The sequence below is a fragment of the Streptomyces sp. NPDC059740 genome (assembly GCF_042733155.1).
Lineage (GTDB): Bacteria > Actinomycetota > Actinomycetes > Streptomycetales > Streptomycetaceae > Streptomyces.
Genome location: NZ_JBHWGP010000032.1, coordinates 3,083 through 28,940, shown reverse-complemented (window position 1 = coordinate 28,940; position 25,858 = coordinate 3,083). Strand labels below are relative to the sequence as shown.

Sequence of the window (25,858 nt, the reverse complement as noted above, 5' to 3'; positions counted from 1 at the left end):
GTGCAGACCCGGGCGGGACGTCCCGCGGCGGAGGAGCAGGCCGCGGCCGGACGGGCGGGGCGGCGTCAGCGGCTGCCGCGGTGGCCGTGCTCCTGGTGCGGCATCGACTGGTCGCTCCCCGGCAGGTCGGGTGCCGGCAGGTGCGAGACCTGCCACTGCGCCGCCGCCAGCCGCAACGCCGTGTCCCGCGGCAGGCGCGGCGCGTGGTGCGCGGGTGAGTGGAAACCGAAGGCGGAGGTGAGGTCGCCGAAGGTCTCCCGGCGCCAGGCGGAGATGTTGGGCTCCGCCACCCCCGTCCACTTCTCCAGGAACTGCAGGACGGAGGTGTGGTCGAAGCGCTCGCGCGCCACCCAGCCGCCCACCGTCCACGGCGAGATCACCAGACACGGCACCCGGAACCCCGCCCCGATCGGCAGTCCGCCGATGAACTCGTCCGGCGTTCCCGCAGGCGGGGTGGGCGGTACGACGTGGTCGAAGAGGCCGTCGTTCTCGTCGTAGTTGAGGATGAAGGCGGTCTTCGCCCAGACCCTGGGGTTGGACGCGATGGCCTCGATCTTGCGGGCGACGAAGTCGGCGCCGGCGGCCGGCAGGTAGTCGGGGTGCTCCGACTCGGCCGCGGTCGGGATGATCCAGGAAACCGCGGGGAGCCGGTCGTGCCGTGCGTCGTCCTCGAAGGTGCCCTCGGGCTGCGGCCGGACGCCCTTCTCGTACAGGGGGCTGCCGGGAGCTGCGTCCCGGAAGGTCTGGAAGGGCTCCAGGAGGTTGCAGCCGTAGTCGTCCTCCTGCTGGTAGACCTTCCAGCTGATGCCGGCCTCCTCCAGCCGCTCGGCGTAGGTCCTCCAGCGGTACGGCGTCGGGGCGGTGTTGTTCGTGATCGGCCCGCCCATCGTCCCGCCCGGGTCCACCGTCCCCGTCATCCAGTAGAGCCGGTTGGGCCAGGTCGGGCCCATCAGCGAGCAGAAGTAGTCGTCGCAGATGGTGAAGGCGTCGGCGAGGGCGAACTGGAACGGGATGTCATGGCGGGTGTAGTAGCCCATGACGTAGGGGCCGTTCGCCCCGTCGGCCTTGCGGTGCGCCGGGAGCCACTGGTCCATGCGGCCGTTGTTCCAGGCCTGGTGCTGGACGGACCAGGCGTGGCTGGTGGAGGGGATCGCCTGGGCGCTGGACCGCCTGGTGTCCAGGTGGAAGGGGAGGGTGTAGCCGTCCGGGTTCTCCGCGTCGGGCTGGTAGAAGACGGGTCTGCCGTTCGGGAGTCTGAGCGCGTCGGGGTCGTCGAAGCCCCGGACCCCGCGCAGAGTGCCGAAGTAGTGGTCGAAGGAACGGTTCTCCTGCATCAGCAGGACCACGTGCTCGATGTCCCGCAGCGACCCGCCGCGCGGCGGACCGGCGGCGACCGCGCGCTGCACGCTGGGCGGCAGGAGCGAGAGCGTGGTGGCGCCGGCGGTGACACCGGCAGCGGTACCCAGAAGCCGACGACGGGTGATGTCGGGCATGGCGGTGCCTTCCCCTCAAGTCGTGTGATGGGCGCGGAGCGCCCACGACTGTCCCGGGAGAGAAGGTGGAGGAACAATGGCGGTTACGTGAATGGCGCAACCACCTCTGTTCACTGGCCGGAAGCCGCCACAGCCCGACCCGTCCGGCCCCGGGCGGGGAGACGGGGCGGAGGAGGAGGCTCCCCCTCCGCCCCGGAACATCCCGCCTCACCTGCGCAGCCGGCCCGCCGACCGGTCAGCTGCGACCGGCCGGTCAGCTGTGACCGCGACGGCCGCGCCGGCCCGACTCCTGGTGCGGCACCTTCTGGGCGTCGCCCGGCAGGGTCGGGGCCGGCAGGTTGGCGACCTCCCACTGGGCTGTGGCCAGCTGCTCCTCGGTGTCCTCGGGCAGCCTGGGCGCCGGGTGGGCCGCACCCCGGAAGCCGAAGGCGGAGGTGAGGTCGCCGAAGGTGGAGCGGCGCCAGGCGGAGATGTTGGGCTCCCGGACCCCGGTGAACTCCTCCAGGAACCGCAGGACGGAGGTGTGGTCGAAGCGGTCCCGGGCCACCCAGCCGCCCACCGTCCACGGCGAGACGATCAGGCAGGGCACCCGGAAGCCGGCGCCGATGGGCAGACCCTGCACGTACTCGTCCTTCGTGCCGGCCGGTGCCGTCGGCTGCACGACGTGGTCGAAGAGGCCGTCGTTCTCGTCGTAGTTGAGGATGAAGGCGGTCTTCGCCCAGACCTTGGGGTTGGACGCGATGGCCTCGATCTTGCGGGCGACGAAGTCGGCGCCGGCGGCCGGCAGGTAGTCGGGGTGCTCCGACTCCGTGGCGGTCGGGATGATCCAGGAGACCGCGGGGAGCCGGTCGTGCCGTGCGTCGTCCTCGAAGGTGCCCTCGGGCTGCGGCCGGACGCCCTTCTCGTACAGGGGGCTGCCGGGAGCTGCGTCCTTGAAGGCCTGGAAGTTCTCCAGCATGTTGCAGCCGTAGTCGTCCTCCTGCTGGTAGACCTTCCAGCTGATGCCGGCCTCCTCCAGCCGCTCGGCGTAGGTCTTCCAGCGGTAGGGCGAGGGCGCCGTGTTGTTGAGGACCGGGCCGCCCAGCGTGCCGCCGGGGTCGATGGTGCCCGTCATCCAGTAGAGCCGGTTGGGCCAGGTCGGTCCCATGACCGAGCAGAAGTAGTTGTCGCAGATGGTGAAGGCGTCGGCGAGGGCGTACTGGAAGGGGATGTCGCGGCGGTCGTAGTAGCCCATGACGTACGGGCCGTTCTTGCCGTCGGCCTTGCGGTGGGCGGGCAGCCACTGGTCCATGCGGCCGTTGTTCCAGGCCTGGTGCTGGACGGACCAGGCGTGGCTGGTGGAGGGGATCGCCTGGGCGCTGGAGTTCTTGGTGTCCAGGTGGAAGGGGAGGGTGTAGCCGTCCGGGTTCTCCGTGTCGGGCTGGTAGAAGACCGACTTGCCGGTGGAGAGCTTCGCGGCACCCGGGTCGTCGAAGCCCCGGACTCCGCGCAGGGTCCCGAAGTAGTGGTCGAAGGAACGGTTCTCCTGCATCAGCATGACGACGTGTTCGACGTCCCGCAGCGACCCGCCGCGCGGCGGACCGGCGGCGACCGCGCGCTGCACGCTGGGCGGGAGGAGCGAGAGCGCGGCGGCGCCCGCGGTGGCGCCTGCGGCGGAGCCGAGGAGCCGGCGACGGCTGATGTCGGGCATGGGATGCCTTCTCCCTTGGGGTCGCGAGGAGGGGGGTGGGGTGGGCATCGACGACTCTCTCCGGAGCCCGGGTGGGCAGGCAGGAGGGAGCGCGTGAAGCGTGCGCCAACTGGTCGTGAACGGTGGGGGAGCGGTAGGCGTGGCGGCCGGCCGCGCCCCTGGACGCAGTCATGAATACCCGAGGTGACGGGGCGTGAGGTCCGCATCCCGACAGGCCGACACCTTCGTGTGACGGCAGATGTGGTGGGTTGACGCGTGGCGGTGGCGAGGCGGCGAGCTGATGTGCCGGGGTCCGTGCCACGGGCCGTCAGGTCCGCGCGCTCACGACCGCGAGCCGTCAGGCCCGCACGTCCTCAGGGCGGCACGTTCTCGGGGCCGCATGTCCTCAGAGCGGCACGTTCTCAGGGCGGCACTCCTGTGGGTCCTGCGTGTTCAGGCGCGGCGCGTTCAGGCCCCCGGGGTCTCCTCGGCTCCCGAGCCGCGGCCGTCCGACTCCCGCCGCCGCAGTTCCTCCTCCCGGCGCCGCAGGTCGGCCTCCCAGTCGCTCAGCCGCTGCTCGTCCTGCCGGGCCTGCTCCGCCCGCCGGGCCGCCCCGGTGTCCAGGGACCGGAGGAACTCGGGATCGTCGTCCGGCGCCACCCGGTCCTGCCGGGAGCGCCGGCTGTCGCGGGCGGCACCGAGCGGGGAACGCCCGCGCGGCCGGCCCGCGATCAGCCAGGCGACCGGGCCGACCAGCACCTCACCGAAGAGCAGGATCACCAGTGCCCACACCGTCTTCGGCAGGCCCCGCACCTCCTCCTCGGGCGTCTGGAGGCAGTCGACGAAGGCGTAGATCCACAGCGCGAGGACGAGGAGGAAGGGCAGGTACCGGAGCATGGCGAGCGACCCCCGACGTCGTCACGGTGCGGCCGGCCGGGCCTCACCAGCGGCGGGCGGCGGTCGGTGGATGGTGCCGGGTGCGGGTGGGCCCCCGGTGACGGGCCCAGCGTAGTGCGTACCGGATACTGGGACGTATGGCTTACGACGATCTTCGCTCGTTCCTCCGGGCGCTCGACCGCGAAGGCGACCTCCGGCGCGTCAAGGTCGAGGTGGACCCCTACCTCGAAGTCGGGGAGATCGTCGACCGGGTGCAGAAGGCCGGCGGCCCCGCCCTGCTCTTCGAGAACGTCAAGGGCTCCTCGATGCCGCTGGCGATGAACGTCTACGGCACCGACCGGCGCCTGCTCAAGGCACTGGGGCTGCCGTCCTTCGACGCCATCGGCGAGCGCATCGGCGGGCTGCTCAGGCCGGAGCTGCCGCAGGGCTTCGTCGGGGCGCGTGAGGCCTTCGGGAAGCTCGCGGGCATGACGCACGTCCCGCCGAAGAAGGTCAAGGACGGGCCGGTGCGCGAGGTCGTGCTCAAGGGCGAGGACGTCGACCTCGACCGGCTGCCCGCGCTCTTCACCTGGCCCGAGGACGGCGGCTCCTTCTTCAACCTCGGCCTGACCCACACCCGGCACCCCGAGACCGGCGTGCGCAACCTGGGCCTGTACCGCCTCCAGCGCCACGACCGCCGCACCATCGGCATGCACTGGCAGATCCACAAGGACAGCCGCAACCACTACCAGGTCGCCGCCCGTCGCGGGGAGCGCCTGCCGGTCGCGATCGCCTTCGGCTGCCCGCCCGCGGTCACGTACGCCTCCACCGCCCCGCTGCCCGGCGACATCGACGAGTACCTCTTCGCCGGGTTCGTGCAGGGCCGCCGGGTCGAGATGGTCGACTGCGAGACGGTCCCGCTCCAGGTCCCCGCAGGCGCCGAGGTGGTACTGGAGGGCTGGCTGGAGCCGGGGAAGACGCTGCCGGAGGGGCCCTTCGGCGACCACACCGGCTTCTACACCCCGCAGGAGGACTTCCCGGCGCTGACCATCGACTGCGTGACGATGCGCCGCAAGCCGCTGCTGCAGTCGATCGTGGTCGGCCGGCCGCCGACGGAGGACGGGCCGCTGGGCCGCGCCACCGAGCGGTTCTTCCTGCCGCTGCTGAAGATCATCGTGCCGGACATCGTGGACTACCACCTGCCCGAGGCCGGCGGTTTCCACAACTGCGCCATCGTCTCGATCGACAAGCGCTACCCCAAGCACGCCCAGAAGGTGATGCACGCGATCTGGGGTGCGCACATGATGTCGCTCACCAAACTCATCGTGGTGGTGGACGCCGACTGTGACGTCCACGACCTGCACGAGGTGGCCTGGCGGGCCTTTGGCAACACCGACTACGCCCGGGACCTGACCGTCGTGGAGGGCCCGGTCGACCACCTCGACCACGCCTCGTACCAGCAGTTCTGGGGCGGCAAGGCGGGTATCGACGCCACCGCCAAGTGGCCCGAGGAGGGCTACACGCGAGACGGTGGGTGGCCGCACATGGTGCGTTCCGATCCGGCGACGCACGAACGGGTGAACAAGCGGTGGAAGGAATACGGTCTGTGATGTCGGTTTCTGTGGTGTTGGTCGAGGGCTGCGCGGAGTCGGGGTCTCCCCGCGTTCGCGGGGGCGTATCGGGGTACGGGCTGTGATGTCGACGGCCGAGGAGATCATCGGTGGGCCCGGCCCCGCGCAGTCCACCGGCAGGGTCCGGGCGTTCCTGCGCCTGGTGATGATCGAGCACTCCGTGTTCGCCCTGCCCTTCGCCTACATCGCGTCGCTGACGGCGATGTTCCAGTGGGACCGCAACGTGCACTGGGGGCGGCTGGTCCTGGTGACCGTCGCCATGGTGGGGCTGCGCACCTTCGCGATGGCGGCCAACCGCATCATCGACCGCGAGATCGACGCCCGGAACCCGCGCACCGCAGGGCGGGAGCTGGTGACCGGCGCGGTCTCGGTGCGCACCGCGTGGGTGGGGGCGCTGGTCGCCGTCGTCTTCTTCCTGGGCGCGGCGGCGCTGCTGAACACGCTCTGCCTGATCCTCGCGCCGATCGCCGTGGTGCCGATGGTGGTCTACCCCTACGGCAAGCGGTTCACCGACTTCCCGCACGCCATCCTGGGCCTGGCGCAGGCCATCGGCCCGATCGGTGCCTGGATCGCGATCAGCGGCAGCTGGAACTGGGACGCGGTGATCCTCGGCCTCGCGGTCGGCATCTGGATCGGCGGCTTCGACCTGATCTTCGGCTGCCAGGACGTGCGCGCCGACCGGGCGCACGGCGTGAAGTCCGTCCCCGCCCGCTTCGGCATCCCGGCCGCGCTGTGGGGAGCCCGCTGGTGCCACGTGGTGACCACGGCCCTGCTGGTCTGGTACGCCCTGGCCACCGACGCGGGCGTGTTCTTCTGGGTCGGCCTGGTGATCGTCGCCGGTGCCTTCGTCTACGAGCACACCATCGTCCGGCCGCACGACCTGTCCCGGCTGAACCGGGCGTTCTTCTCCGTCAACGGGTTCATCGGGATCGCCCTGTTCGTGTGTGCGGTACTGGATCTCGCGGTGCGGGGGCTGACGGTCTAGGTAGGTTGCGGCCTACCATCGAGGCAGGACAAGGGAGGCTGCCGTGACCGTTTCGGAGCTCGACCGCCTGCACTCGCAGCTGAGCCGGTTGGAGGGGATGTTCCCCGGCTACCGGCTGGAGATCGTCGAGGGCAGCATCATGATGAGTCCGGTCCGTCCCCACCACGCCGCCACTATCCGACTGCTGTGGAACGCGCTGGAAGACCAGGTGCCGGAAGGCTGGGGGTTCACCAGTGACGTGGCCTTCCCCTTCGACGACGGTAACGAGTTCTGTCCTGATCTGGCGGTGATTCCGCAGGAGGCCGTCGACGAGAACCGCAGTTCCTACCCGCCCGAGCTGATCGAGCTGGTGGCCGAGGTCGTCTCGCCGGGAAGTGTGCGCAACGACTACGAGACCAAGGACCGCAAGTACGCGGCACGGGGTATCGCCCACTACCTCATCTTCGACCCCTACCGGGTGCAGTGCACGACCATGTGGAATCCCGGCCCCGACGGCTACCGGGGGCGGGACGTTCTCAAGTACGGCGAGCCCGTCGTGTTGGAGACCTCACTGGGCAGGATCACGCTGGACACGTCACGACTCCCCGTGGACGACCCCGGGCGCCGCGAGAGTTAGGTCCCCTTAGGGACTCCTGAAAGCGAGGCAGGTGGTCCCCGAGCCCTGACCTCAGTCCCTGTCCGCTGTGCCGGATAGTCTCGGCCTGTGACCCCCGCACCGCCTCCCGCCTCCGAATCGCAACCCGAAGGACCCCGCCGGCCCTGGGTCGTGGGGGTCTCCGGCGCGTCCGGCACCCCCTTCGCCGCCGCTGTCCTGCGCGGGCTGCTGGCGGCCGGGGAGGCGGTGGACCTCGTCGTCTCGCGCTCGGCGAGGCTGACCCTGCTGGACGAGACGGGGGCGCCGTTCCGCGACGCGCACTGGCGGGCGGACCTGCGGCAGTGGCTCAACCTCGGTGCGGACGGCGAGCCCGGGACCTTCGAGGTGGCCGGGGCCGACCTGGCCGGGGTGCGCCACTGGGCGGCCGGTGACCTGGCGGCCGGGCCGTCCTCCGGCTCGTACCCGGCCAAGGGGATGCTGGTCGTCCCGGCGAGCACGGCGAGCGTGGCCGGGATGGCGCTGGGACTCTCCAAGGACCTGCTGCAGCGCGCGGCGAGCGTGACGCTGAAGGAGCGCCGGCCGCTGGTCGTCACCGTCCGGGAGACGCCGCTGTCCGGGCCGGTGCTGCGCCACCTGGTGGAACTGGACGAGGCGGGGGCGGTGGTGCTGCCGGCCTCTCCGGCGTTCTACGCGGGGGCGCGGCACATCCAGGACCTGGTGGACTTCGTCGCCGGTCGGGTGCTGGACGCGGCAGGCGTGAGGCACACGCTGTACCGGCGGTGGGAGGGGGAGCTGGGCGGGGCCCGCGCGCAACGGGAACGCCCCCCGCAGGCGGGTGCCGGGGAAGTCGGCGGCCGGTGGGGGGCGGACCGAGAGGGGGGTGGATGACGGACGACGCCGTCCCGCACCGTCCGGCCGGAGCGGGGCGGTGCGCTGCGTCCCGCAGGGCGGGCGCTCGGGTCAGTGCTTGCGGGTCAGGGCGCGGAAGAGGGGACGGCGGCTCCGCTGCGCGGGCGCCGGCCGGACGGCACGGGAACGATTGGCCTGGTCCTGCAGCTCACGCATGCGGGCGTAGGCCATCTCGATCGAGTACACGGTGACGTCTCCTGTGAAAGATCTTCGTTGATCGTTACGAAAGAATGACAGGGCATCGGACCCTGTATGCCTTAGATTCTACACCCAGAACCGGAAAACGAAGACGGATTGGAAGGTCGGCAGCGATGGATGCGGTGGATCGGCAGTTGATTCAGGCGCTTCGGGAGAACGGGCGGGCCTCGTACGCCGAACTGGGGCGGCTCGTCGGCCTCTCCGGTCCCTCGGTGACCGACCGCATCAACCGCCTGGAGGCCGCCGGGGTCATCACCGGCTACCGGGCCACGGTCGACGCCCGCTCCCTCGGGCTGGGCGTCACCGCACTGGTCGGCATCTCGCTGACCGGCGCCACCGACCATCACGACGTCGCCGAGCGGCTGCGGGACCTCGCCGAGATCGAGGACTGCTGGTTCATCGCGGGCGAGGACTCCTACATGCTCAAGGTCCGCGTCCCCGACGTCGACGGCCTGGAGCGCACCATCCGGCGCCTCTCCGGCACCAAGGGCGTCTCCAGCACCCGCACCACGGTCGTGCTCTCCACCAAGTGGGAGAACCGCGTCGGGGACCTGCCCGACGAGGAGTGAGCGCGCCGGCCCCGGCCCGGCCCCGGCCCGGGGCCGGCGGCCCGCCCGCACCGCCGTGCCCGCGCCGCCTCGCGCGTCGGCCGCGGAATGTGGGGGAGTACGGTGGTGCGGTCCGATTGACGCAGGAAGACGACTGGGAGGCGCCCGATGGACGCGGGGCTCAAACGCGAGCTGGAGGAGAAGGTCCACGCCGGGGAGCGGCTGTCCCGCGAGGACGGCATCGCCCTCTACGCGTCGGACGACCTGGCCTGGCTCGGTGGCCTCGCCCACGAGGTGCGCACCCGTAAGAACGGTGACGTCGTCCACTTCAACGTCAACCGCCACCTCAACATGACCAACGTGTGCACGGCCTCGTGCGCGTACTGCTCCTTCCAGCGCAAGCCGGGGGAGAAGGACGCGTACACCATGCGCATCGAGGAGGCCGTCAAGCTCGCCAAGGCGATGGAGGGCGACAAGCTCACCGAGCTGCACATCGTCAACGGCCTCCACCCGACGCTGCCGTGGCGGTACTACCCCCGCTCGCTGAAGGCGCTCAAGGAAGCCCTGCCGGACACGGTGGCCCTCAAGGCGTTCACCGCCACCGAGATCCACCACTTCGAGAAGATCTCCGGTCTGCCCGCCTCCGAGATCCTCGACGAGCTGATCGACGCCGGCCTGGAGTCGCTGACCGGCGGCGGCGCGGAGATCTTCGACTGGGAGATCCGCCAGCACATCGTCGACCACGACACCCACTGGGAGGACTGGTCGCGCATCCACCGCCTGGCGCACCAGAAGGGTCTCAAGACCCCCTCGACGATGCTGTACGGGCACATCGAGGAGCCCCGCCACCGCGTCGACCACGTGCTGCGGCTGCGGGAGCTCCAGGACGAGACCGGCGGCTTCCAGGTCTTCATCCCGCTGCGCTACCAGCACGACTTCGTGGACATGAAGGACGGCAAGATCCGCAACCGCCTCCAGGCGCGGACCACCATGGCCTCCGGCGCCGAGGCGCTGAAGACCTTCGCCGTCTCCCGGCTGCTGTTCGACAACGTGCCGCACGTGAAGTGCTTCTGGGTCATGCACGGTCTGCAGACCACCCAGCTCGCCCTCCAGCACGGCGCCGACGACATGGACGGCTCGGTCGTCGAGTACAAGATCACGCACGACGCGGACAACTACGGCACGCCCAACAAGCTGACCCGCGACGACCTGCTGGAGCTCATCCGCGACGCGGGCTTCCGGCCGGTCGAGCGCAACACCCGGTACGAGATCATCAACGAGTACCCGGGCCCCGACACCGAGCGCCGCGAGTCGCCGCAGCCCATGCGGGTCTGAGGAGAGGCGGCCGGACCGGGTCCGGCCGGCGGAGCCAGGGGGAGGACGTCCGTGCGGGCGCCCTCCCCCTGGCCGTGTGCGGCCCACCCGTCCGGCGGCCGGTGCCCGGGTGACGGGTCGTCTCGTCCGGCCGGCACCGGGTACCCGCTGCGGTATGGCGAGCAAGGCGGGGCACACGCCCGAGGACGACTACACCGCTGAACCGTTCCTGCCCGAGCGCGGCGGGCTCCCCGCCCTGCGCCGCGCGGCGGCCGACTGCCGGGGCTGCCCGCTGCACCGGGACGCCACGCAGACGGTGTTCGGGGAGGGGACGGCGACGGCGCGGGTCATGCTCGTCGGGGAGCAGCCGGGCGACCAGGAGGACCGGCAGGGCAGGCCCTTCGTCGGACCGGCCGGTCACGTGCTGGACCGGGCGCTGGCCGTGGCGGGGATCGACCCCGGCGAGACCTACCGCACCAACGCCGTCAAGCACTTCAAGTTCGAGCACGTCGCCGGGCGGGGCAAGCGCCGCATCCACAAGGCCCCCACCCTGCGGGAGATGACGGCCTGCGGCCCGTGGCTCGCCCGCGAGACGGCCCTGGTCGCCCCGGAGGTCCTCGTGGTGCTCGGCGCCACCGCCGGGCGGGCGCTGTTCGGCTCGTCCTTCCGGGTCGGGGAGGAACGCGGCGCACTGACGGAACGGCAGGTCCACTCCCGCGCGGTGCCGGTCCTCGCCACCGTCCACCCCTCCGCGGTGCTGCGCGCCGACGACCGGGACGCCGCCTTCGACGGGCTGGTCCGCGACCTCACCGTGGCGGCCGAGGCGCTGGCCCGCTGAGCAGCCGAGCGCCCCTGCCGTCCGCCGACCGGAACCCGAAGGCGATCGGCGCCCGTACCGCGTTACCGTCGGCTGCATGTCACTGAGCTTCGAACTCGACCCGCCGGTCACCCCGCAGCTGCGGGAGAACCTCGTCGACCTGTGGGCCGACGTGACCGACGCCGACGGGGCCGTCGGATTCGTGCCGCCCGCCGACCGTGCGGCGATCCGGGCCGAGCAGCTGCGCCACCTGACGGCGATGGCCGAGGGGCGCACCCGCCTGCTGGTGGGCCGGGAGGCCGACGGCACGGTCGCGGCCACCGCCTACCTCACCCTCAACACGCACCGCCTCATGACCCACTGGTGCTGGCTCTACACGGTGATGGTCCACCCCCGGCACCAGGGCAAGGGCTACGGGCGGGACCTGATGGCCGCTGCGGCCGAGGCGGCACGCGGCCTGCCCGGCCTCACCGGCATCCGGCTGACCTGCCGGGGCGGGCGGGGCGTGGAGAACTTCTACGCCGCCTGCGGCTACAAGGAGGTCGGGCGGGTCCCGGGCGCCATCCGCACCGGCGAGGACACCTACGAGGACGACATCACCCTGTGGCTGGAGCTCGGCCCGACCGGCTGAGGCCCGCCGACCACGCGGCCCCGCATCCCGCGCCGTACGGCCCCCGCGTCCCGCTCCGGGGCGCTGCCCGGACCTCCCGGCCCCGGCACCCCGCCGGGCCCGCGCACGCAGCGGTGACCTGCGGTGTCCTCGCGGGGAGAGAGGCGCGGTGAGGGGGCCGGTGGATCGCGGGCAGCGTTGTGTTTCACTGGTGGGTGCCCCATTCGGACGCCGTTGTGAAGAAGGTCCTGCCGTGAGCAGCCCCCGGTTCGCCGCCCTCCGCTACTCCCTCTACCGCTTCGGGCTCTTCCTCGTCTGCTTCGGCGTCGTGTGGGTGCTCGCCTACTTCAAGATCATCCCGCTCGGCGTGGGCAACTCCAACACCATCTGGTTGCTGCTCCTGGCGATCGTCCTCTCCGCCCCGCTCAGCTTCGTGCTGCTGCGCCGCCAGCGGGACGTGATGTCGGCGCAGATCTCCGCGCAGGTCGACCGCCAGAAGATGCGCCTCGCGGAGAACCGCAGCCAGGAGGACAGCGTCGCCTGAGGGCGCGCCCGCCTCGCGGTGGGCGTGGCCGCCACGCCTGAGCCCTCCCGGCCGGAGCCGCCCGCGACCCCCGCCCCGCAGGCCTGGGGCCGGGGCTCCCCGCGGGCCTGCCGGGCTCGGCTCTCCGCGGCGCTCCGCCCCGGTTCTGCGGCGTCCGGCTGCCGCCCCTCGCCGCCCCTCTGTGCCCGTCCTGACACCGGTCCGGTCCGTCCCGGCCCGGTGTTCTCGCATGCGCGGAAACCGCCGGCCGGAGAGCGCATCCAAGGTTTCCTTTGGGCCTCTCAAAGACTCTGTTAGTCTGACCATCATGAAGATGTCAGCCGTGCCCGCGTCCCCCTTGGGGGTGATGCTCGTCGCGCGCCTGCACGTCGATCTCTGCCGCTGCCTCTCCGCAGCCTGTCGTCGCCGCTGAGGCGGAAGACATCTCGGCAGCGGCCGGAGCTCCGCCCCGCGGCGGACCCCTGGTGCCCGAGGCCTCCCCCGCCTGACCGCCCAGGTCACGCCGACTGCCCCGCAGTCCCTCCCCACCGCATCACCTCTGCCCCGGAGTTCCCCTTGTCCTCGTCCCCTTCCTCCGCCCCCCAGGCCGAGACCCCCGACACCGCAAGAGAAGCCAAGCGCTCCCGGATACCCAAGGTCCCCTTCTGGGCCCAGATCCTGCTCGGCCTGGTGCTGGGCGTGCTCTTCGGCTGGATCGCCAAGAGCGGTGACGTGGCCTGGCTCGGGACCACCCTCGACAAGGTCGGCTCGATCTTCGTCCAGCTGCTGAAGCTGGCCGTCGCGCCGCTGGTCTTCTTCGCCATCCTGGTGTCGATCACCAACCTCCGGCAGGTCAACAACGCCGCCCGGCTGGCGACCCGCACCCTGCTGTGGTTCATGGCGACCTCGCTGATCGCCGTCGCCATCGGCCTGGTCATCGGCTCGGTCACCCACCCGGGCGCGGGCACGGGCCTGACGGCGCAGGACGGCAAGGCACCCGACCATGCCGGCTCCTGGCTGGACTTCCTCACCGGCATCATCCCCACCGACATCGTGACGCCGTTCAGCCAGCTCCAGGTCCTCCAGATCGTCTTCCTCGGCGCCGTCGCCGGCGCCGCGGCCCTCGCCCTGGGGGAGAAGGCCGAGCCGGTGCTGAACGTCAGTCGGTCCGTCCTGGAGCTGCTGCAGAAGGCGCTGTGGTGGGTCATCCGCCTCGCCCCGATCGGCACCGTCGGCCTCATCGGCAACGCCATCGCCACCTACGGCTGGAACCTGATCGGCAAGTACGCGACCTTCACCGTCGACATCTACGTCGGCTGCCTCCTGGTGCTGTTCGGCGTCTACCCGATCCTGCTGGCCACCGTCGCCAAGGTCAGCCCGATCCAGTTCTTCCGCGGCGCCTGGCCCGCCATCCAGCTCGCCTTCGTCTCGCGGTCCTCGGTCGGCACCATGCCGGTCACCCAGAAGGTCACCGAGCGCCTCGGCGTGCCCCGCGACTACGCCTCCTTCGCGGTGCCCTTCGGCTCGACCACGAAGATGGACGGTTGCGCCTCGATCTACCCGGCGATCGCCGCGATCTTCATCGCCCAGATCTTCAACGTGCCGCTGAACTTCGGCGACTACGTCCTGATCGTCTTCGTCTCCGTCATCGGCTCCGCCGCCACCGCGGGCCTGACGGGCGCCACCGTCATGCTCACGCTGACCCTGTCGACGCTGGGCCTGCCGCTGGAGGGTGTGGGCCTGCTCATGGCCATCGACCCGATCCTGGACATGATGCGCACCGCCACCAACGTCGCCGGCCAGTCGGTCATCCCGATCCTGGTCGCCGCCCGCGAGAAGCTGCTGGACCGCGAGATGTTCGACAACGCCACCAGCATCAGCCTGGACTCCGAGGCGCTCGACGAGGGCCGCGCCCCGCAGCGCCAGGACGCCCCGGTGGCCGTCGCCGGCTGAGCCCGCGACACCCGCACACCGGCCCGGCTCCGACCGGCCGTCCGGAAGCCCGCAGGCTTCGGGGCGGCCGGTCGTCCGCGTCCGGGCCCGGGAGCGGCGTACGCCTCCGGCCGCCGGGAACGAGGTGGCGGATCCGTAGACTTACCCAGCAGTAAGCGGTTGCGGGGTGGGGGTCGAGGAGGCATGGCGTGGCAGCGGTGAAGAGCAAGCGGGTCCCGCGGGCGGTCCGGGAGCAGCAGATGCTCGACGCGGCGGTCGCCACGTTCGCCCGCCGCGGTTACCGGGCCGCCTCCATGGACGAGATCGCGGAGGTCGCCGGGGTCTCCAAACCGCTGGTCTACCTCTACCTGAACTCCAAGGAGGAGCTGTTCAGCGCGGTGATCCGGCGGGAGTCGGCCGCGCTGGTGGCGGCCGTGCGGGCGGCGGTGGAGCCCGGCGGGGCGGCCGACCGCCAGCTGTGGAGTGGCCTGAAGGGCTTCTTCACCTACACCGCCGAGCACCCCGACAGCTGGGCGGTGCTGCACCAGCAGGCCCGCACCCAGGGGGAGCCCTTCGTCCGGGAGGTCGCCGCGATGCGGGCCGGCCTCACCGACTTCGTCACCGGGCTGATCGCAGCGGCGGCCCGCGAGGCCGGCTGCGACACGGAGCTGGCCGAACGCGAGGTGGCGGGCCTGGCCCACGCCCTGGTCGGCGCCGCCGAGTCCCTCGCGGAGTGGGCCAACACCGCCACCGCGGGCCCGGCCACCGCCCCGCCCTCGGCCCGGGAGACCGCCGCGACACTCATGAACTTCGCCTGGACGGGCCTGGGCCGCCTGATGGTCGGCGACCGGTGGACGCCGGGGGAGAACTGACGCGGGCGCGGCGGCCCCGGCGGACCGCCGCGCTCCCGCCGACGGTTCAGGGCAGCCGGACCGACCCCGTGAGGTGCACCCGAGGCGGCTCGGCCGCGTCCCGGGGCGGGCCCGTCACCGTGAACCTCCCGCCGTCCGCCGCGTAGACCACCGTCCCCGGGAGCAGCACCGGCGCCCGGAACGCCGCCGAGAGCCGCACCGCACCGGAGTCCGCGGGCACCGCCGCCGCGGCGCACCGGGCCACCGTCCACATGCCGTGGGCGATGGCCCGGGGGAAGCCGAGCGGGCGGGCGGTGAGGGGGTGCAGGTGGATGGGGTTGTAGTCGCCGGAGACGCGGGCATGGGCGCGGCCCAGGTTCGCGGGCAGCCGCCACCGGGCCCGCTCGGGCAGTTCCCCGCCGGGCGCCGGAGCCTCCCGCTCGAAGGCGGGGGCGGGGTGCTCCCCGGGGGCGGGCGTGCGGTGGCGTGCCAGGTAGGTGCTGCGGTCGGTCCAGAGCAGCCGCTCCCCGCGTCGCGCCTCGGTCACCATCACCACCTCGGTGCCGCGCCGGTGCGCCCGCAACTCCTCGGCGTACACGGTCAGCTCGAAGGCGCCGCCCACCGGCAGGGCCTCGCGCTGGTCGATCTCGATGCCGGTGTGGACCAGCCCGAGCATCGGCAGCGGGAAGGCCCGGTCGCCCATCAGGCGGGCGGCGAGCGGAAAGCCCAGGATGTGCGGGTAGGTCAGGGGCAGCACCGGCGGCCCCTCCGCGTCCCCGGGCCCGCCGGCGGAGAAGCCGCAGACCCGGGCGTACGCGGCCACCTTCGCCGGTTCCGGTCGGACCCCCGGCACGGTGAGGCGGCGCTGCGGCAGCGGGGCCTCGGGGCCGGGCCGTTTGCCGAGCCCGGTGAGGGCGCCGCGCAGCAGCAGCGGCGCCAGGCGCGGGGTGCGGCGCAGGTGCCGGGTGGCGGGGGCGGTCGTCACGGGGCTCACGCTCCCAGCAGGCTCTGCCCGCAGACGCGGACGACCTGGCCGTTGACGCCGCCGGATGCGGGGTGGGCGAGCCACGCCACGGTCTCCGCCACGTCCACCGGCAGCCCGCCCTGGCCGAGCGAGCTCATCCGGCGGCCGGCCTCCCGCACGAACAGGGGCACGGCCGCGGTCATCTTCGTCTCGATGAAGCCGGGCGCCACCGCGTTGACCGTCACCCGGTGCTCGGCCGCGGCGCGCGGCGCCAGCGAGCGGACGAGGCCGATGACGCCCGCCTTGCTCGCCGCGTAGTTGGTCTGGCCGTTGTTCCCCGCTATCCCGGCGATGGACGCGGTCGCCACGACACGTCCGGTGTCCGGCCGCAGCACCCCGGCGGCCAGCAGCGCGTCGGTGGTGCGCAGTACCGCGGCCAGGTTGACGTCCAGGACCGACTGCCAGCGGTCGGCGGCCATGTTGGCCAGCCGCCGGTCCCGGGTGATGCCCGCGTTGTGGACGAGGACGTCGAGGCCGCCGGAGACCTCCTCCACGAGGCGTTCGCCGGCCTCGGGCGCGGTGATGTCGAGGGTGAGGGCCCGGCCGCCGACGCGGGAGGCGACACCTTCGAGGTCGGCCGCGGCGCCCGGCACGTCCAGGCAGACCACCTCGGCACCGTCCCGGGACAGGGTCTCCGCGAGGGCCGCGCCTATTCCGCGAGCGGCTCCGGTGACCAGGGCGGTCCGGCCCGTCAGCGGCCGGTCCCAGTCCTCGGGGGCGACCGGCGCCGGCGGGCTGCCGAGGGTGACGACCTGCCCGCTGACGAACGCCGACCGTGGGGAGAGCAGGAACCGCAGCGTCGACTCGGCCACGTCCGTCCCCGCCCCGCCCGGCTGCGCGGCGCCGGCGGCCGGCAGACGCAGCAGGTTCGCGGTCCTGGCCTTGCCGGCCTCCTTGCCCAGCGACCGGACGAACCCCTCCAGGGCCTGCTGCGCCGCGGCCTGGTGGTGGTCGGCGGGGTCGGGTGCCGAGCCGAGGACGACCAGGCGGGCGTGGTCGGTGAGGGAGCGCATCACGGGGTGCAGGGCGGCGTGGACGCCGGCGAGCCCCGCGACGTCGGTGACGCCCGTCGCGTCGAGGACCACCGCCGCGTAGCGGGTCTCCTCGCGGCGCGCGGTGTGCACGGTGAGCCCGGCGCGCTCCAGGACGGGGCCGCGGTCCAGGGCGGGCGTACCGGCCGCCAGGTGCAGCACGGGACCGGCCAGGGCGGTCCGCCCGGGTGCCCACCGCTCCAGCGGGACGGGCTGCGGCAGGCCCAGGCGGCGGGTGACGAAGCGGCCGGGGGCGGAACGGGACAGGCGCAGGTAGCGGTCGGGCACGGTGGCGGCTCCGGTGGGTCGGGGGCGGCCGGGGGCGGCCGGTCCCGGGACGGCGGCGGACGGTGGCGGGCCGGCTGGCGACGGCGACCGGCACCGGACGGCGCGCGTCCGGGCCTGCGAACGGCGCGTGTCCGGCCTATGGAAGACCGTGGCCATCTGGCGTAGCTTTACTTCCCAGTAAGGTTACTGTCGGGTCAGGAGTTGGTCGAGGATGAGCGCCCCCACTCTGGCAACGCCCGCCGCACCCCGCCGCGTCGCGGTCGTCGGTGGCAGCCGGATCCCCTTCGCACGGTCGGACGGCCCCTACGCCACCGCCTCCAACCAGGACATGCTGGGGGCGGCGCTGGACGGGCTGGTGGAACGGTACGGGCTGGCGGGGGAGCGGCTGGGCGAGTTCGTCGCCGGCGCCGTGCTCAAGCACAGCCGGGACTTCAACCTCGCCCGCGAGACCCTGATGGCCTCCCGCCTGGACCCGCGCACCCCCGCCTACGACGTCCAGCAGGCCTGCGGCACCGGCCTCCAGGCCGTCATCGCCGCCGCCAACAAGATCGCGCTCGGGCAGATCGACAGCGCCGTCGCGGGCGGCGCCGACACCGCCAGCGACGCCCCGCTCGGCGTCAACGACCGGCTGCGCCGCATCCTGCTCGCCGCCCGCCGTGCCCGCACGCCGCTGGCCCGCCTCCGGGAACTCGCCCGGATCCGCCCCGGCCATCTCGTCCCCGACATCCCCCGCAACGCCGAACCGCGCACCGGCCTGTCCATGGGCGAGCACGCCGCCCGCACCGCCAAGGAGTGGGGCATCAGCCGCGAGGCCCAGGACGAACTGGCCGCCACCAGCCACCGCAGGCTGGCCGCCGCCTACGACCGCGGCCTCCTGGACACCCTGGTGACCCCCTACCGCGGCCTGACCCGCGACCAGAACCTGCGCCCCGACTCCACCCCGGAGAAACTCGCCGCGCTGCGCCCGGTGTTCGGCACCGACCTCGGCGGGGCGACGATGACGGCCGGCAACTCCACCCCGCTCACCGACGGCGCCGCCACCGTCCTGCTCGCCGACGAGGAGTGGGCCAGGGCCCGGGGACTGTGCCCGCTGGCCTACCTCACGGCCTACCAGAGCGCCGCGGTGGACTTCGTCGACGGCGCGGACGGCCTGCTGATGGCCCCCGCCCACGCCGTGCCGCGGATGCTGGAGCGCACCGGCCTGGACCTGGCCGACTTCGCCCTGGTCGAGATCCACGAGGCGTTCGCCTCGCAGGTCCTGGCCACCCTCGCCGCCTGGGAGAAGCAGGGCCTGCCGCCCGTCGACCCCGGCCGGCTCAACGTGGCGGGCTCCTCCCTCGCCACCGGACACCCCTTCGCCGCCACCGGCGCCCGCATCGTCGCGACCCTCGCCGCCCTCCTGGCCGAGCGCCCGGCCGCCGACGGCACCCCCGTGCGGGGCCTGGTCTCGATCTGCGCGGCCGGCGGCCAGGGGGTGACCGCGATCCTCGAACGCGCGCCGGAGGACTGACCGCCGAACGACCCGGAGCCCGCGTGAACGGCCCCGTGCGGTGGCCGCGCGGCCCGCGGAAGAAGAGGAGCCGCCTCGTGACAAGCCAGCACAGCGCACAGTCCCCAGCAGCCACCCCGTCCGGCGCCCCGGAGCCGGCCCCGGAAACCGGCGGGCCCCGCCTGGTCCCCCCGGAACTCACCCGCGTCGACGGCGTGGTGCGCGAGGCGAGCGTCCCGCCGCTGGTGGCCCCGGTCAGCACCGGGACGCTCGGCGACATCCCGTTCACCAACGCCCGGGAGGCCCCCACCGAGGTCGTCCTCGCCCGCAAGCAGCCGGACGGCACCTGGCGCGACGTGAGCGCAGCCGCCTTCGCCGCACAGGTGCGGGAACTCGCCCGCGGCCTGGTCGCCCACGGCCTGCGCCCCGGCGACCGGCTCGCCATCATGTCCCGCACCACCTACGAGTGGACGCTGCTGGACTTCGCCGCCTGGGCCGCCGGCCTGGTCACCGTCCCGGTCTACCCCACCTCCTCCGCGCACCAGGCCCGGTGGATACTCCAGGACGCCGGGGTCCGCGCCTGCGCCGTGGAGAGCGTGGCGCAGGCCAGGCTGGTGAGCGGCATCCGTGGCGACCTCCCCGACCTCGCCGAGCTGTGGCAGCTCGACAACGGGGCGCTCGCCCGGATCTCGACGGCCGGCGTGGAGGTCGCGGACGCCGAACTCGACGCCCGCCGCGCCGCCCTCGGCCCCGGCGACGCCGCCACCCTCATCTACACCTCCGGGACGACCGGGCGCCCCAAGGGCTGCGTGCTCACCCACGGCAACTTCTTCGCCGAGGTCGACAACGCGGTGGAACTGCTCCACCCCGTCTTCCGGTCGGTCAGCAAGGACCCCGCCGCCACCCTCCTCTTCCTGCCGCTCGCGCACGTCTTCGGCCGCATGGTCGCCGTGGGCTGCCTGCGGGCCCGGGTCCGGCTCGGCCACGCGCCCAGCATCCAGACCGAGGACCTCCTCGCCGACCTGGCCGGGTTCCGGCCGACCTTCCTGCTGGCCATCCCCTACGTCCTGGAGAAGGTCTACAACACCGGCCGGGCCACCGCCGAGAAGATGGGCCGGGCCGCCTCCTTCGACCGGGCGGCCCGCATCGCCCGCCGCTACGGGGAGGCGGTCGAGGCCCGCGAGCACGGTGGCGGCTCCGGCCCCGGGCTCGGGCTGCGCGCCGCCCGCGCCCTCTACGACCCGCTGGTCTACCGCCGCATCCGCGCCGCGCTCGGCGGCCGGGTCCGCTACGTCATCTGCGGCGGCTCGCCGCTCGGCCACCGCCTCGCCGCCTTCTACGAGGGCGCCGGCATCGGCGTCTTCGAGGGGTACGGCCTGACCGAGACCACCGCAGCCGCCACCGTCACCCCGCCCCTCAAACCCCGCATCGGCACGGTGGGCTGGCCCCTGCCGGGCAGCGCCGTGCGCATCGCGGAGGACGGCGAGGTGCTGCTGCGCGGCGGACAGGTCTTCACCGGCTACTGGAACGCCGCCGAGCAGAAGGCGGGCGAGCTCACCGGCGAGTGGTTCCCGACCGGGGACATCGGCGCCCTGGACGAGGACGGCTACCTCACCATCACCGGCCGTAAGAAGGAGCTGATCGTCACCTCCGGCGGCAAGAACGTCGCCCCCGCCCCGCTGGAGGACCGGCTGCGGTCCCACCCGCTGGTCGGGCAGTGCATGGTGATCGGCGACAACCGCTCCCACATCACCGCCCTGCTGACGCTGGACCCCGACGGCCTCGCCCACTGGCGCCGCATGCGGCACAAGCAGGACGTGCCGACGGAAGCGCTCGTCACCGATCCCGAACTGCTCGCCGAGGTACAGAAGGCGGTGGACGACGCCAACCAGCTGGTCTCCCGGCCCGAGTCCATCCGGCGCTTCCAGGTGCTGGCGAGCGAGTTCACCGAGGAGTCCGGGCACCTCACGCCGTCGATGAAGCTGCGGCGGGCCGTGGTGCTGCGGGACTTCGCCGCCGAGATCGACGCGATGTACGCCGCGCCCCGCCCCGCCGGCCCCGAACCGGCCTGACCGCCCGCCTGCCGGGAGGGAGCTCCGCGGACGGGAACTCCCCGGAAGAAGGCTCTCGGGGGCCGCTCGCACGGCGGACGCCTCCGGGGCGGGGGCTTTCGGGGAGGAAGGGAAAAGGCAGGAGCCCCCGCACGAGGCGGGGGCTCCTTGGGGTACTGCTGTTATCCGGCCGCGATCGGTCGGATCCCCTTGATTAGGAGGGGGTGACGTTCTCGGCCTGCGGGCCCTTGGGACCCTGCGTGACGTCGAAGGTCACGGTCTGGTTCTCCTCCAGGGAGCGGAAACCAGACGCGTTGATCGCGGAGTAGTGAACGAAGACATCGGGGCCGCCGCCGTCCTGGGCGATGAAGCCGAAGCCCTTCTCGGCGTTGAACCACTTGACGGTTCCGGTAGCCATAAGCCCTCCTTGGGCCAAAGGGTTGCCCTGCTCCAGAACCTGCAAGAAGTCTGAAAACTACAAAAGCCTGCGGCGTCACATGCTCCGCAGGCTCTGTACTGCAAGGGAAACCAAACTGCAACTTGCGCCGAGCGTAGCACGGGCCGGCTCCAGGGTGGAAGAGCCAAAGATCACGTTTATTTCGCGTGTCGTTTCCAGGCCCCGGATTCTGTCGGCGCCCCCGCGAAGGCCGTCGCCGCGCCCGTTCCCGTACCGACCGGTATGCCTGGCGGGAGCCCCGTGACGGCCCTGCCGCGGCACCTGAGCCGGTCCGGGCCGAGCCCCCGGCCCGTGCGGCCCTCCTCGCCCCCGGCCGCACCGCCCGGCCCGGCGTGGGCGCCCCCGCCCGCCCGGCCCGCCGCGCCGGGTCTAGCCTCGCGTCGTGGACAAAGCAACCGTTGGAGACGCACCCGCAGAAGCCGCCGGCCACCGTCGGAGCAGGCCCCGGGTGGGCCACATCCAGTTTCTGAACTGCATGCCCCTCTACTGGGGCCTCGCCCGGACCGGCACCCTGCTGGACCTGGAGCTGACCAAGGACACCCCGGAGAAGCTCAGCGAGCGCCTGGTGCAGGGGGACCTCGACATCGGGCCGATCACGCTCGTGGAGTTCCTGAAGGCCGCCGACGACCTCGTGGCCTTCCCGGACATCGCGGTCGGCTGCGACGGCCCCGTCATGTCCTGCGTGATCGTCTCGCAGAAGCCCCTGGAGCAGCTCGACGGCGCCCGCGTCGCCCTCGGCTCCACCTCGCGGACCTCCGTCCGCCTCGCCCAGCTCCTCCTCGCCGAGCAGGTGGGCGTCACCCCCGAGTACTTCACCTGCCCGCCCGACCTCGGCCAGATGATGCAGGAGGCCGACGCCGCCGTCCTCATCGGGGACGCCGCGCTCCGCGCCAACCTGCACGACGGCCCGCGCCTGGGCCTCCAGGTGCACGACCTCGGACAGATGTGGAAGGACTGGACGGGCCTGCCCTTCGTCTTCGCCGTCTGGGCCGCGCGCCGGGACTACCTGGAGCGGGAACCGCGGATCGTGGCCAAGGTGCACGAGGCGTTCCTGGCCAGCCGCGACCTCTCGCTGGAGGAGGTCGGCAAGGTCGCCGAGCAGGCGGCGCGCTGGGAGAACTTCGACGACGAGGTGCTGCAGAAGTACTTCACGACGCTGGACTTCCGCTTCGGCCCCGACCAGCTGCGCGGGGTGACCGAGTTCGCCCGCCGCACCGGTGGGACCACGGGCATCCCGCAGGACGTCGAAGTGAAGCTGCTGGAGGCCTGACCCCGCCGCCGCGAGACCGCGTCCCACCGCCGGGCCGGTGCGGGCGCGGTCTCGTCACGCCCGCCCGCACCGGTCCGGCCGCTGCCGCGCGTCCCCGTCCCGGCACCCGGCGGGAAGGAAGGGCCGGAACGGCCGGAACGGCCGGAAACCGTCTTCCGGCCACCGGACGCTCTCCGCGGAGAACCGGAGCCACTCCCCGGAGAACCGGAGCCACTCCTCAGGGAACCGGGTACTCCCCACGGGAAAGCGCCCGGTGCGCGGAAGCGAAGAATGCGGCATTCTTGCGGCGGCCTTCCGCTGCTGGATTCCGGCACCGATTCCGCCCCTTCCCCGCGCGTTCCCCGCGCACGAGCCTTCCCCGCGCCGTCCCGTCCCCTTTCTGCCGCCGTTTCTTCCTTTCGGCTGCATGTTCGTTTCACCCGGCGCTTCCCGCAGGCGGTATTCCCCGGCGGCCGACGGTCAGGGGGCGGGGCCCTGCGCCCGACCGCCGACCGGCACCGCAGGGCCCTGGCGTAGGCTGGATCGGTCCTCACATCCGGTCAGGCCCAGCCCGGTACGCCGGTGAGGCCCGTCCGAGAACCGCACCAGAAGGGACCGCCCGGTGACCGAGAACGCCGACCGCCAGCAGATGCAGTCCGTACTCGACCGCGCCGCGCAGGGTGGGCGGATCACCCCCGAGGAAGCCGTCGTCCTGTACCGCTCGGCCCCGCTGCACGCACTGGGCGCCGCCGCGGACGCCGTACGCCGCCGCCGCTACGCCGGCACCGAGCACATCGCGACGTACATCATCGAGCGCAACATCAACTACACCAACGTCTGCGTGACGGCCTGCAAGTTCTGCGCCTTCTACGCGGCCCCCAAGGACACCGAGAAGGGCTGGACCCGCGACCTCGACGACATCCTGCGCCGCTGCGCGGAGACCGTGGAGCTCGGCGGCACCCAGATCATGTTCCAGGGCGGCCATCACCCGGACTACGGCGTCGAGTACTACGAGAAGCACTTCTCGGCCATCAAGCAGGCCTTCCCCGAGCTGGTCATCCACTCCCTGGGCGCCTCCGAGGTCGAGCACATGGCCCGCATCTCCGGCGTGAGCGTCGAGGAGGCCATCACCCGCATCCACGCGGCGGGCCTGGACTCCTTCGCCGGCGCCGGCGCGGAACTGCTCCCGGAGCGCCCGCGCAAGGTCATCGCCCCGCTCAAGGAGTCCGGCGAGCGGTGGCTGGAGATCATGGAGACCGCCCACAAGCTGGGCGTGGAGTCCACCTCCACCATGCTGATGGGCACGGGTGAGACCAACGCCGAGCGCATCGAGCACCTGCGCATGATCCGTGACGTGCAGGACCGCACCGGCGGCTTCCGCGCCTTCATCCCGTACACCTACCAGCCCCACAACAACCACCTGAAGGGGCAGACGCAGGCCACCCTCTTCGAGTACCTGCGCATGATCGCCATCGCGCGGATCTTCCTCGACAACGTGGCCCACATCCAGGGCTCCTGGCTGACCACCGGCAAGGAGGTCGGCCAGCTCTCCCTGCACTACGGCGCCGACGACCTCGGCTCGGTGATGCTGGAGGAGAACGTCGTCTCCTCCGCGGGCGCCCGCCACCGCTCCAACCGCATGGAGCTGATCGACCTCATCCGCAAGGCCGGCCGCGTCCCCGCCCAGCGGGCCACCACCTACGAGCACCTCGTGGTCCACGACGACCCGGCCGAGGACCCGGTCGACGACCGCGTGGTCTCCCACCTGTCCTCCACCGCCCTGGACGGCGCGGAGCGCACCGAGCTGAAGCTCGTCGAGGCCAACTGAGGCTGAAGGTGCGGGCCGCCCCCCGGCCCGCACCGCCGCCCCCCGGCCCGCGGAGCCCCGCCATGCTGACCCTCCACCTCCCCACCGCCGTCCGCCCCGACCGCACGTCCGGTCCGGCGGACCCGGCCGATCCCGGCCTCCGGCCCGGCTGGGCGCTCCTCGTGGACGGTGCCCGCATCGCAGCCCTCGGACCGGCCGAGGAGCTGCGCGCGGCCCACGGCGACCGGGCCCGGGTCCGGGAGTGGGACGGCGTCCTGAGCCCGGGCCGCCACGAACCGGCTGCCGCCGCCCTGCTGGAGGCCGCCTACCACCCCGACCCGCGCGAGCTGGCCGACCTCGGCGTCCCCGACACCACGCCGCTGACCGGGGACGCGCTCGCGGCCCTCGCCCTGGACGAGACGCGCTGGGGCGCCAGTGCCCGCCGCGGCCTGCAACGCCTCCTCGTGACCGGCACCACCAGCCTCACCGGCCCCTTCGCCCGCCCCGCCGTCCGCACCGCGGTGCACCGCTCCGGGCTGCCCGAGCTGCCCGCCCCGCCCACCGCCCCGCTGACCGCGGGCGCCCGCGCCGACTTCGCGGTCCTCGCGGCGGACGGCACCTGCCTGGCCACCGCGCTGGGCGGACGGCTGGTGCACCGGCGGCGGTGACCGGGCCGCCCGCCGGAACGGCGAGGTCAAGTCCGGATCTCCGCCTGCGCTCGTAAGGGTGGCGGTACCGTCGAAACGAGGGCCCGCACCGGCCCCCGCGTGCACCATCGCCCCATGGGAGCAGTCATGACGACCGACCGCCCGGCGAAGCCGACCGCCGACACGTGGATGTTCCCGCCCCCCGGGGCGGGGTGGACCGTCGACCAGGTCCGCGGCCTGGAGCTGCCCACCGATTGGGAACTGGTGGACGGAGTGGTCGTGGTCAAGGGCATGGCGGTGCTGTGGCACAACAAGGTGCGAGACGGAGTCCTGCGTTCGCTCGCCGAGAGCGGAGGGGCGTCTCCGTACTCGGTGGTCTCTGAACAGTGCGTACTCGTCGACTCGCACAATGTCGCCAAGCCTGACGTCATCGTCTACGACGAACGCGGACTGGATGTGCTGGAGCTCGACTGCGTTCCGGCAAGCGCGGTCGCCTTGGTGGTCGAGGTTGTCTCGCCGGGTTCGATGCAGGACGACCGTCACCGCAAGCCGGCGCTGTTCGCCGCCGCCGGGGTGCCCTACTACTGGCGTGTGGAGCGGGGTGAGGACGACCTCCCGGTGGTCCACGAGTTCTGGCGGCACCACGACACCGGGGAGTACGTCTCCGCGCCTGAGCGGCCCCGCCACACGGGCAAGCTGGAGACGGACCGCCCGTTCCCCGTCGTCATGGAACTGCCACCTCTCCTCGGCCGCTGAACGGTGGGGTGGGAGCGAGAATGCCCTTCCACCCCGGCCCCCCCCCCCCCCCCCCCCCCCCCCGCCCCCGGGGCGAACAACCACTGGCCGGCCCCCCCCCCCACCCCA

Annotated in this window: 24 protein-coding genes; 17 read left to right on the top strand and 7 right to left on the bottom strand. The window is 72.8% G+C overall.

All coding sequences use genetic code 11. The features are described from left to right. Positions 1–65: 65 nt before the first annotated feature. The 3 genes from ACFV3R_RS27365 to ACFV3R_RS27355 form a co-directional block, all read right to left on the bottom strand. On the bottom strand, positions 66–1,493 hold the full coding sequence (locus ACFV3R_RS27365; RefSeq protein WP_385588660.1) for an alkaline phosphatase family protein: 1,428 nt from the start codon (positions 1,491–1,493) through the stop codon (positions 66–68). Positions 1,494–1,746: 253 nt separating this feature from the next. Beyond that, a complete protein-coding gene (locus ACFV3R_RS27360; RefSeq protein ID WP_385588657.1) occupies positions 1,747–3,183 on the bottom strand; it encodes an alkaline phosphatase family protein in 1,437 nt (478 codons plus the stop codon). A gap of 447 nt (positions 3,184–3,630) precedes the next feature. Then, complete coding sequence (locus tag ACFV3R_RS27355) at positions 3,631–4,059, bottom strand: PLD nuclease N-terminal domain-containing protein (protein ID WP_385588654.1); 429 nt, start codon at positions 4,057–4,059, stop codon at positions 3,631–3,633. 137 nt (positions 4,060–4,196) lie between these two features. Between ACFV3R_RS27355 and ACFV3R_RS27350 the strand changes: the two genes are divergently transcribed. The 4 genes from ACFV3R_RS27350 (at position 4,197) to ACFV3R_RS27335 (ending at position 8,137) form a co-directional block, all read left to right on the top strand. Beyond that, on the top strand, positions 4,197–5,648 hold the full coding sequence (locus ACFV3R_RS27350) for a menaquinone biosynthesis decarboxylase (protein WP_385588651.1): 1,452 nt from the start codon (positions 4,197–4,199) through the stop codon (positions 5,646–5,648). 85 nt (positions 5,649–5,733) lie between these two features. After that, on the top strand, positions 5,734–6,654 hold the full coding sequence (gene mqnP / locus ACFV3R_RS27345; RefSeq protein WP_385588648.1) for a menaquinone biosynthesis prenyltransferase MqnP: 921 nt from the start codon (positions 5,734–5,736) through the stop codon (positions 6,652–6,654). A gap of 43 nt (positions 6,655–6,697) precedes the next feature. Further along, entirely contained in the window at positions 6,698–7,270 is a 573-nt protein-coding gene (locus ACFV3R_RS27340) for a Uma2 family endonuclease (RefSeq protein WP_385588646.1), read from the top strand. Positions 7,271–7,357: 87 nt separating this feature from the next. Then, on the top strand, positions 7,358–8,137 hold the full coding sequence (locus tag ACFV3R_RS27335) for a UbiX family flavin prenyltransferase (RefSeq protein ID WP_385588643.1): 780 nt from the start codon (positions 7,358–7,360) through the stop codon (positions 8,135–8,137). A gap of 72 nt (positions 8,138–8,209) precedes the next feature. On the opposite strand, the gene ACFV3R_RS27330 is transcribed toward ACFV3R_RS27335, so the two are convergent. After that, positions 8,210–8,344 (bottom strand): hypothetical protein, encoded by a 135-nt coding sequence (locus tag ACFV3R_RS27330; RefSeq protein WP_385588640.1) that lies wholly within the window; start codon positions 8,342–8,344, stop codon positions 8,210–8,212. Positions 8,345–8,469: 125 nt separating this feature from the next. Between ACFV3R_RS27330 and ACFV3R_RS27325 the strand changes: the two genes are divergently transcribed. The 7 genes from ACFV3R_RS27325 (at position 8,470) to ACFV3R_RS27295 (ending at position 14,972) form a co-directional block, all read left to right on the top strand. Further along, complete coding sequence (locus ACFV3R_RS27325) at positions 8,470–8,925, top strand: Lrp/AsnC family transcriptional regulator (RefSeq protein WP_385588637.1); 456 nt, start codon at positions 8,470–8,472, stop codon at positions 8,923–8,925. 147 nt (positions 8,926–9,072) lie between these two features. Next, entirely contained in the window at positions 9,073–10,239 is a 1,167-nt protein-coding gene (gene mqnE, locus ACFV3R_RS27320) for an aminofutalosine synthase MqnE (RefSeq protein WP_385588634.1), read from the top strand. 154 nt (positions 10,240–10,393) lie between these two features. Further along, a complete protein-coding gene (locus ACFV3R_RS27315; RefSeq protein ID WP_385588631.1) occupies positions 10,394–11,056 on the top strand; it encodes a UdgX family uracil-DNA binding protein in 663 nt (220 codons plus the stop codon). A 76-nt stretch (positions 11,057–11,132) separates the two neighbouring features. Then, entirely contained in the window at positions 11,133–11,666 is a 534-nt protein-coding gene (locus ACFV3R_RS27310; RefSeq protein WP_385588628.1) for a GNAT family N-acetyltransferase, read from the top strand. Between the two features lie 232 nt (positions 11,667–11,898). Continuing rightward, positions 11,899–12,189 carry a DUF4229 domain-containing protein gene (locus ACFV3R_RS27305; RefSeq protein WP_385588625.1) on the top strand — a complete coding sequence of 97 codons (291 nt, stop codon included), beginning with the start codon at positions 11,899–11,901 and terminating at the stop codon, positions 12,187–12,189. 555 nt (positions 12,190–12,744) lie between these two features. Further along, positions 12,745–14,121 carry a dicarboxylate/amino acid:cation symporter gene (locus ACFV3R_RS27300; RefSeq protein ID WP_385588622.1) on the top strand — a complete coding sequence of 459 codons (1,377 nt, stop codon included), beginning with the start codon at positions 12,745–12,747 and terminating at the stop codon, positions 14,119–14,121. A gap of 239 nt (positions 14,122–14,360) precedes the next feature. Next, positions 14,361–14,972, top strand: a complete 612-nt coding sequence (locus ACFV3R_RS27295; protein WP_385588752.1) for a TetR/AcrR family transcriptional regulator — start codon at positions 14,361–14,363, stop codon at positions 14,970–14,972. 46 nt (positions 14,973–15,018) lie between these two features. Here the strand turns inward: ACFV3R_RS27295 and ACFV3R_RS27290 are convergent, their stop codons facing one another. Both ACFV3R_RS27290 and ACFV3R_RS27285 read right to left on the bottom strand, forming a co-directional pair. After that, positions 15,019–15,936: a MaoC/PaaZ C-terminal domain-containing protein gene (locus ACFV3R_RS27290; protein WP_385588619.1), complete on the bottom strand. Its 918-nt coding sequence runs from the start codon at positions 15,934–15,936 to the stop codon at positions 15,019–15,021. Positions 15,937–15,941: 5 nt separating this feature from the next. After that, positions 15,942–17,294 (bottom strand): 3-oxoacyl-ACP reductase, encoded by a 1,353-nt coding sequence (locus ACFV3R_RS27285; protein ID WP_385588616.1) that lies wholly within the window; start codon positions 17,292–17,294, stop codon positions 15,942–15,944. 211 nt (positions 17,295–17,505) lie between these two features. Here ACFV3R_RS27285 and ACFV3R_RS27280 point away from each other — a divergent pair, with 211 nt between their 5' ends. Together ACFV3R_RS27280 and ACFV3R_RS27275 are read left to right on the top strand one after the other, a co-directional pair. Then, positions 17,506–18,804, top strand: a complete 1,299-nt coding sequence (locus ACFV3R_RS27280; RefSeq protein WP_385588613.1) for an acetyl-CoA C-acetyltransferase — start codon at positions 17,506–17,508, stop codon at positions 18,802–18,804. A 77-nt stretch (positions 18,805–18,881) separates the two neighbouring features. Further along, positions 18,882–20,855, top strand: coding sequence for an AMP-dependent synthetase/ligase (locus ACFV3R_RS27275; protein WP_385588610.1), 1,974 nt, complete (start codon positions 18,882–18,884; stop codon positions 20,853–20,855). 193 nt (positions 20,856–21,048) lie between these two features. Here the strand turns inward: ACFV3R_RS27275 and ACFV3R_RS27270 are convergent, their stop codons facing one another. Continuing rightward, on the bottom strand, positions 21,049–21,252 hold the full coding sequence (locus tag ACFV3R_RS27270; protein ID WP_385588607.1) for a cold-shock protein: 204 nt from the start codon (positions 21,250–21,252) through the stop codon (positions 21,049–21,051). Between the two features lie 514 nt (positions 21,253–21,766). Here ACFV3R_RS27270 and ACFV3R_RS27265 point away from each other — a divergent pair. The 4 genes from ACFV3R_RS27265 (at position 21,767) to ACFV3R_RS27250 (ending at position 25,750) form a co-directional block, all read left to right on the top strand. Continuing rightward, positions 21,767–22,561: a menaquinone biosynthetic enzyme MqnA/MqnD family protein gene (locus ACFV3R_RS27265; protein WP_385588604.1), complete on the top strand. Its 795-nt coding sequence runs from the start codon at positions 21,767–21,769 to the stop codon at positions 22,559–22,561. A gap of 628 nt (positions 22,562–23,189) precedes the next feature. Continuing rightward, a complete protein-coding gene (gene mqnC / locus ACFV3R_RS27260; RefSeq protein ID WP_385588750.1) occupies positions 23,190–24,368 on the top strand; it encodes a cyclic dehypoxanthinyl futalosine synthase in 1,179 nt (392 codons plus the stop codon). A 62-nt stretch (positions 24,369–24,430) separates the two neighbouring features. Further along, positions 24,431–25,015 (top strand): hypothetical protein, encoded by a 585-nt coding sequence (locus tag ACFV3R_RS27255; protein WP_385588601.1) that lies wholly within the window; start codon positions 24,431–24,433, stop codon positions 25,013–25,015. Between the two features lie 126 nt (positions 25,016–25,141). Further along, the gene (locus ACFV3R_RS27250; protein WP_385588598.1) at positions 25,142–25,750 is read left to right on the top strand and encodes a Uma2 family endonuclease; all 609 of its coding nucleotides are present in this window, start codon (positions 25,142–25,144) and stop codon (positions 25,748–25,750) included. Positions 25,751–25,858: the final 108 nt, after the last annotated feature.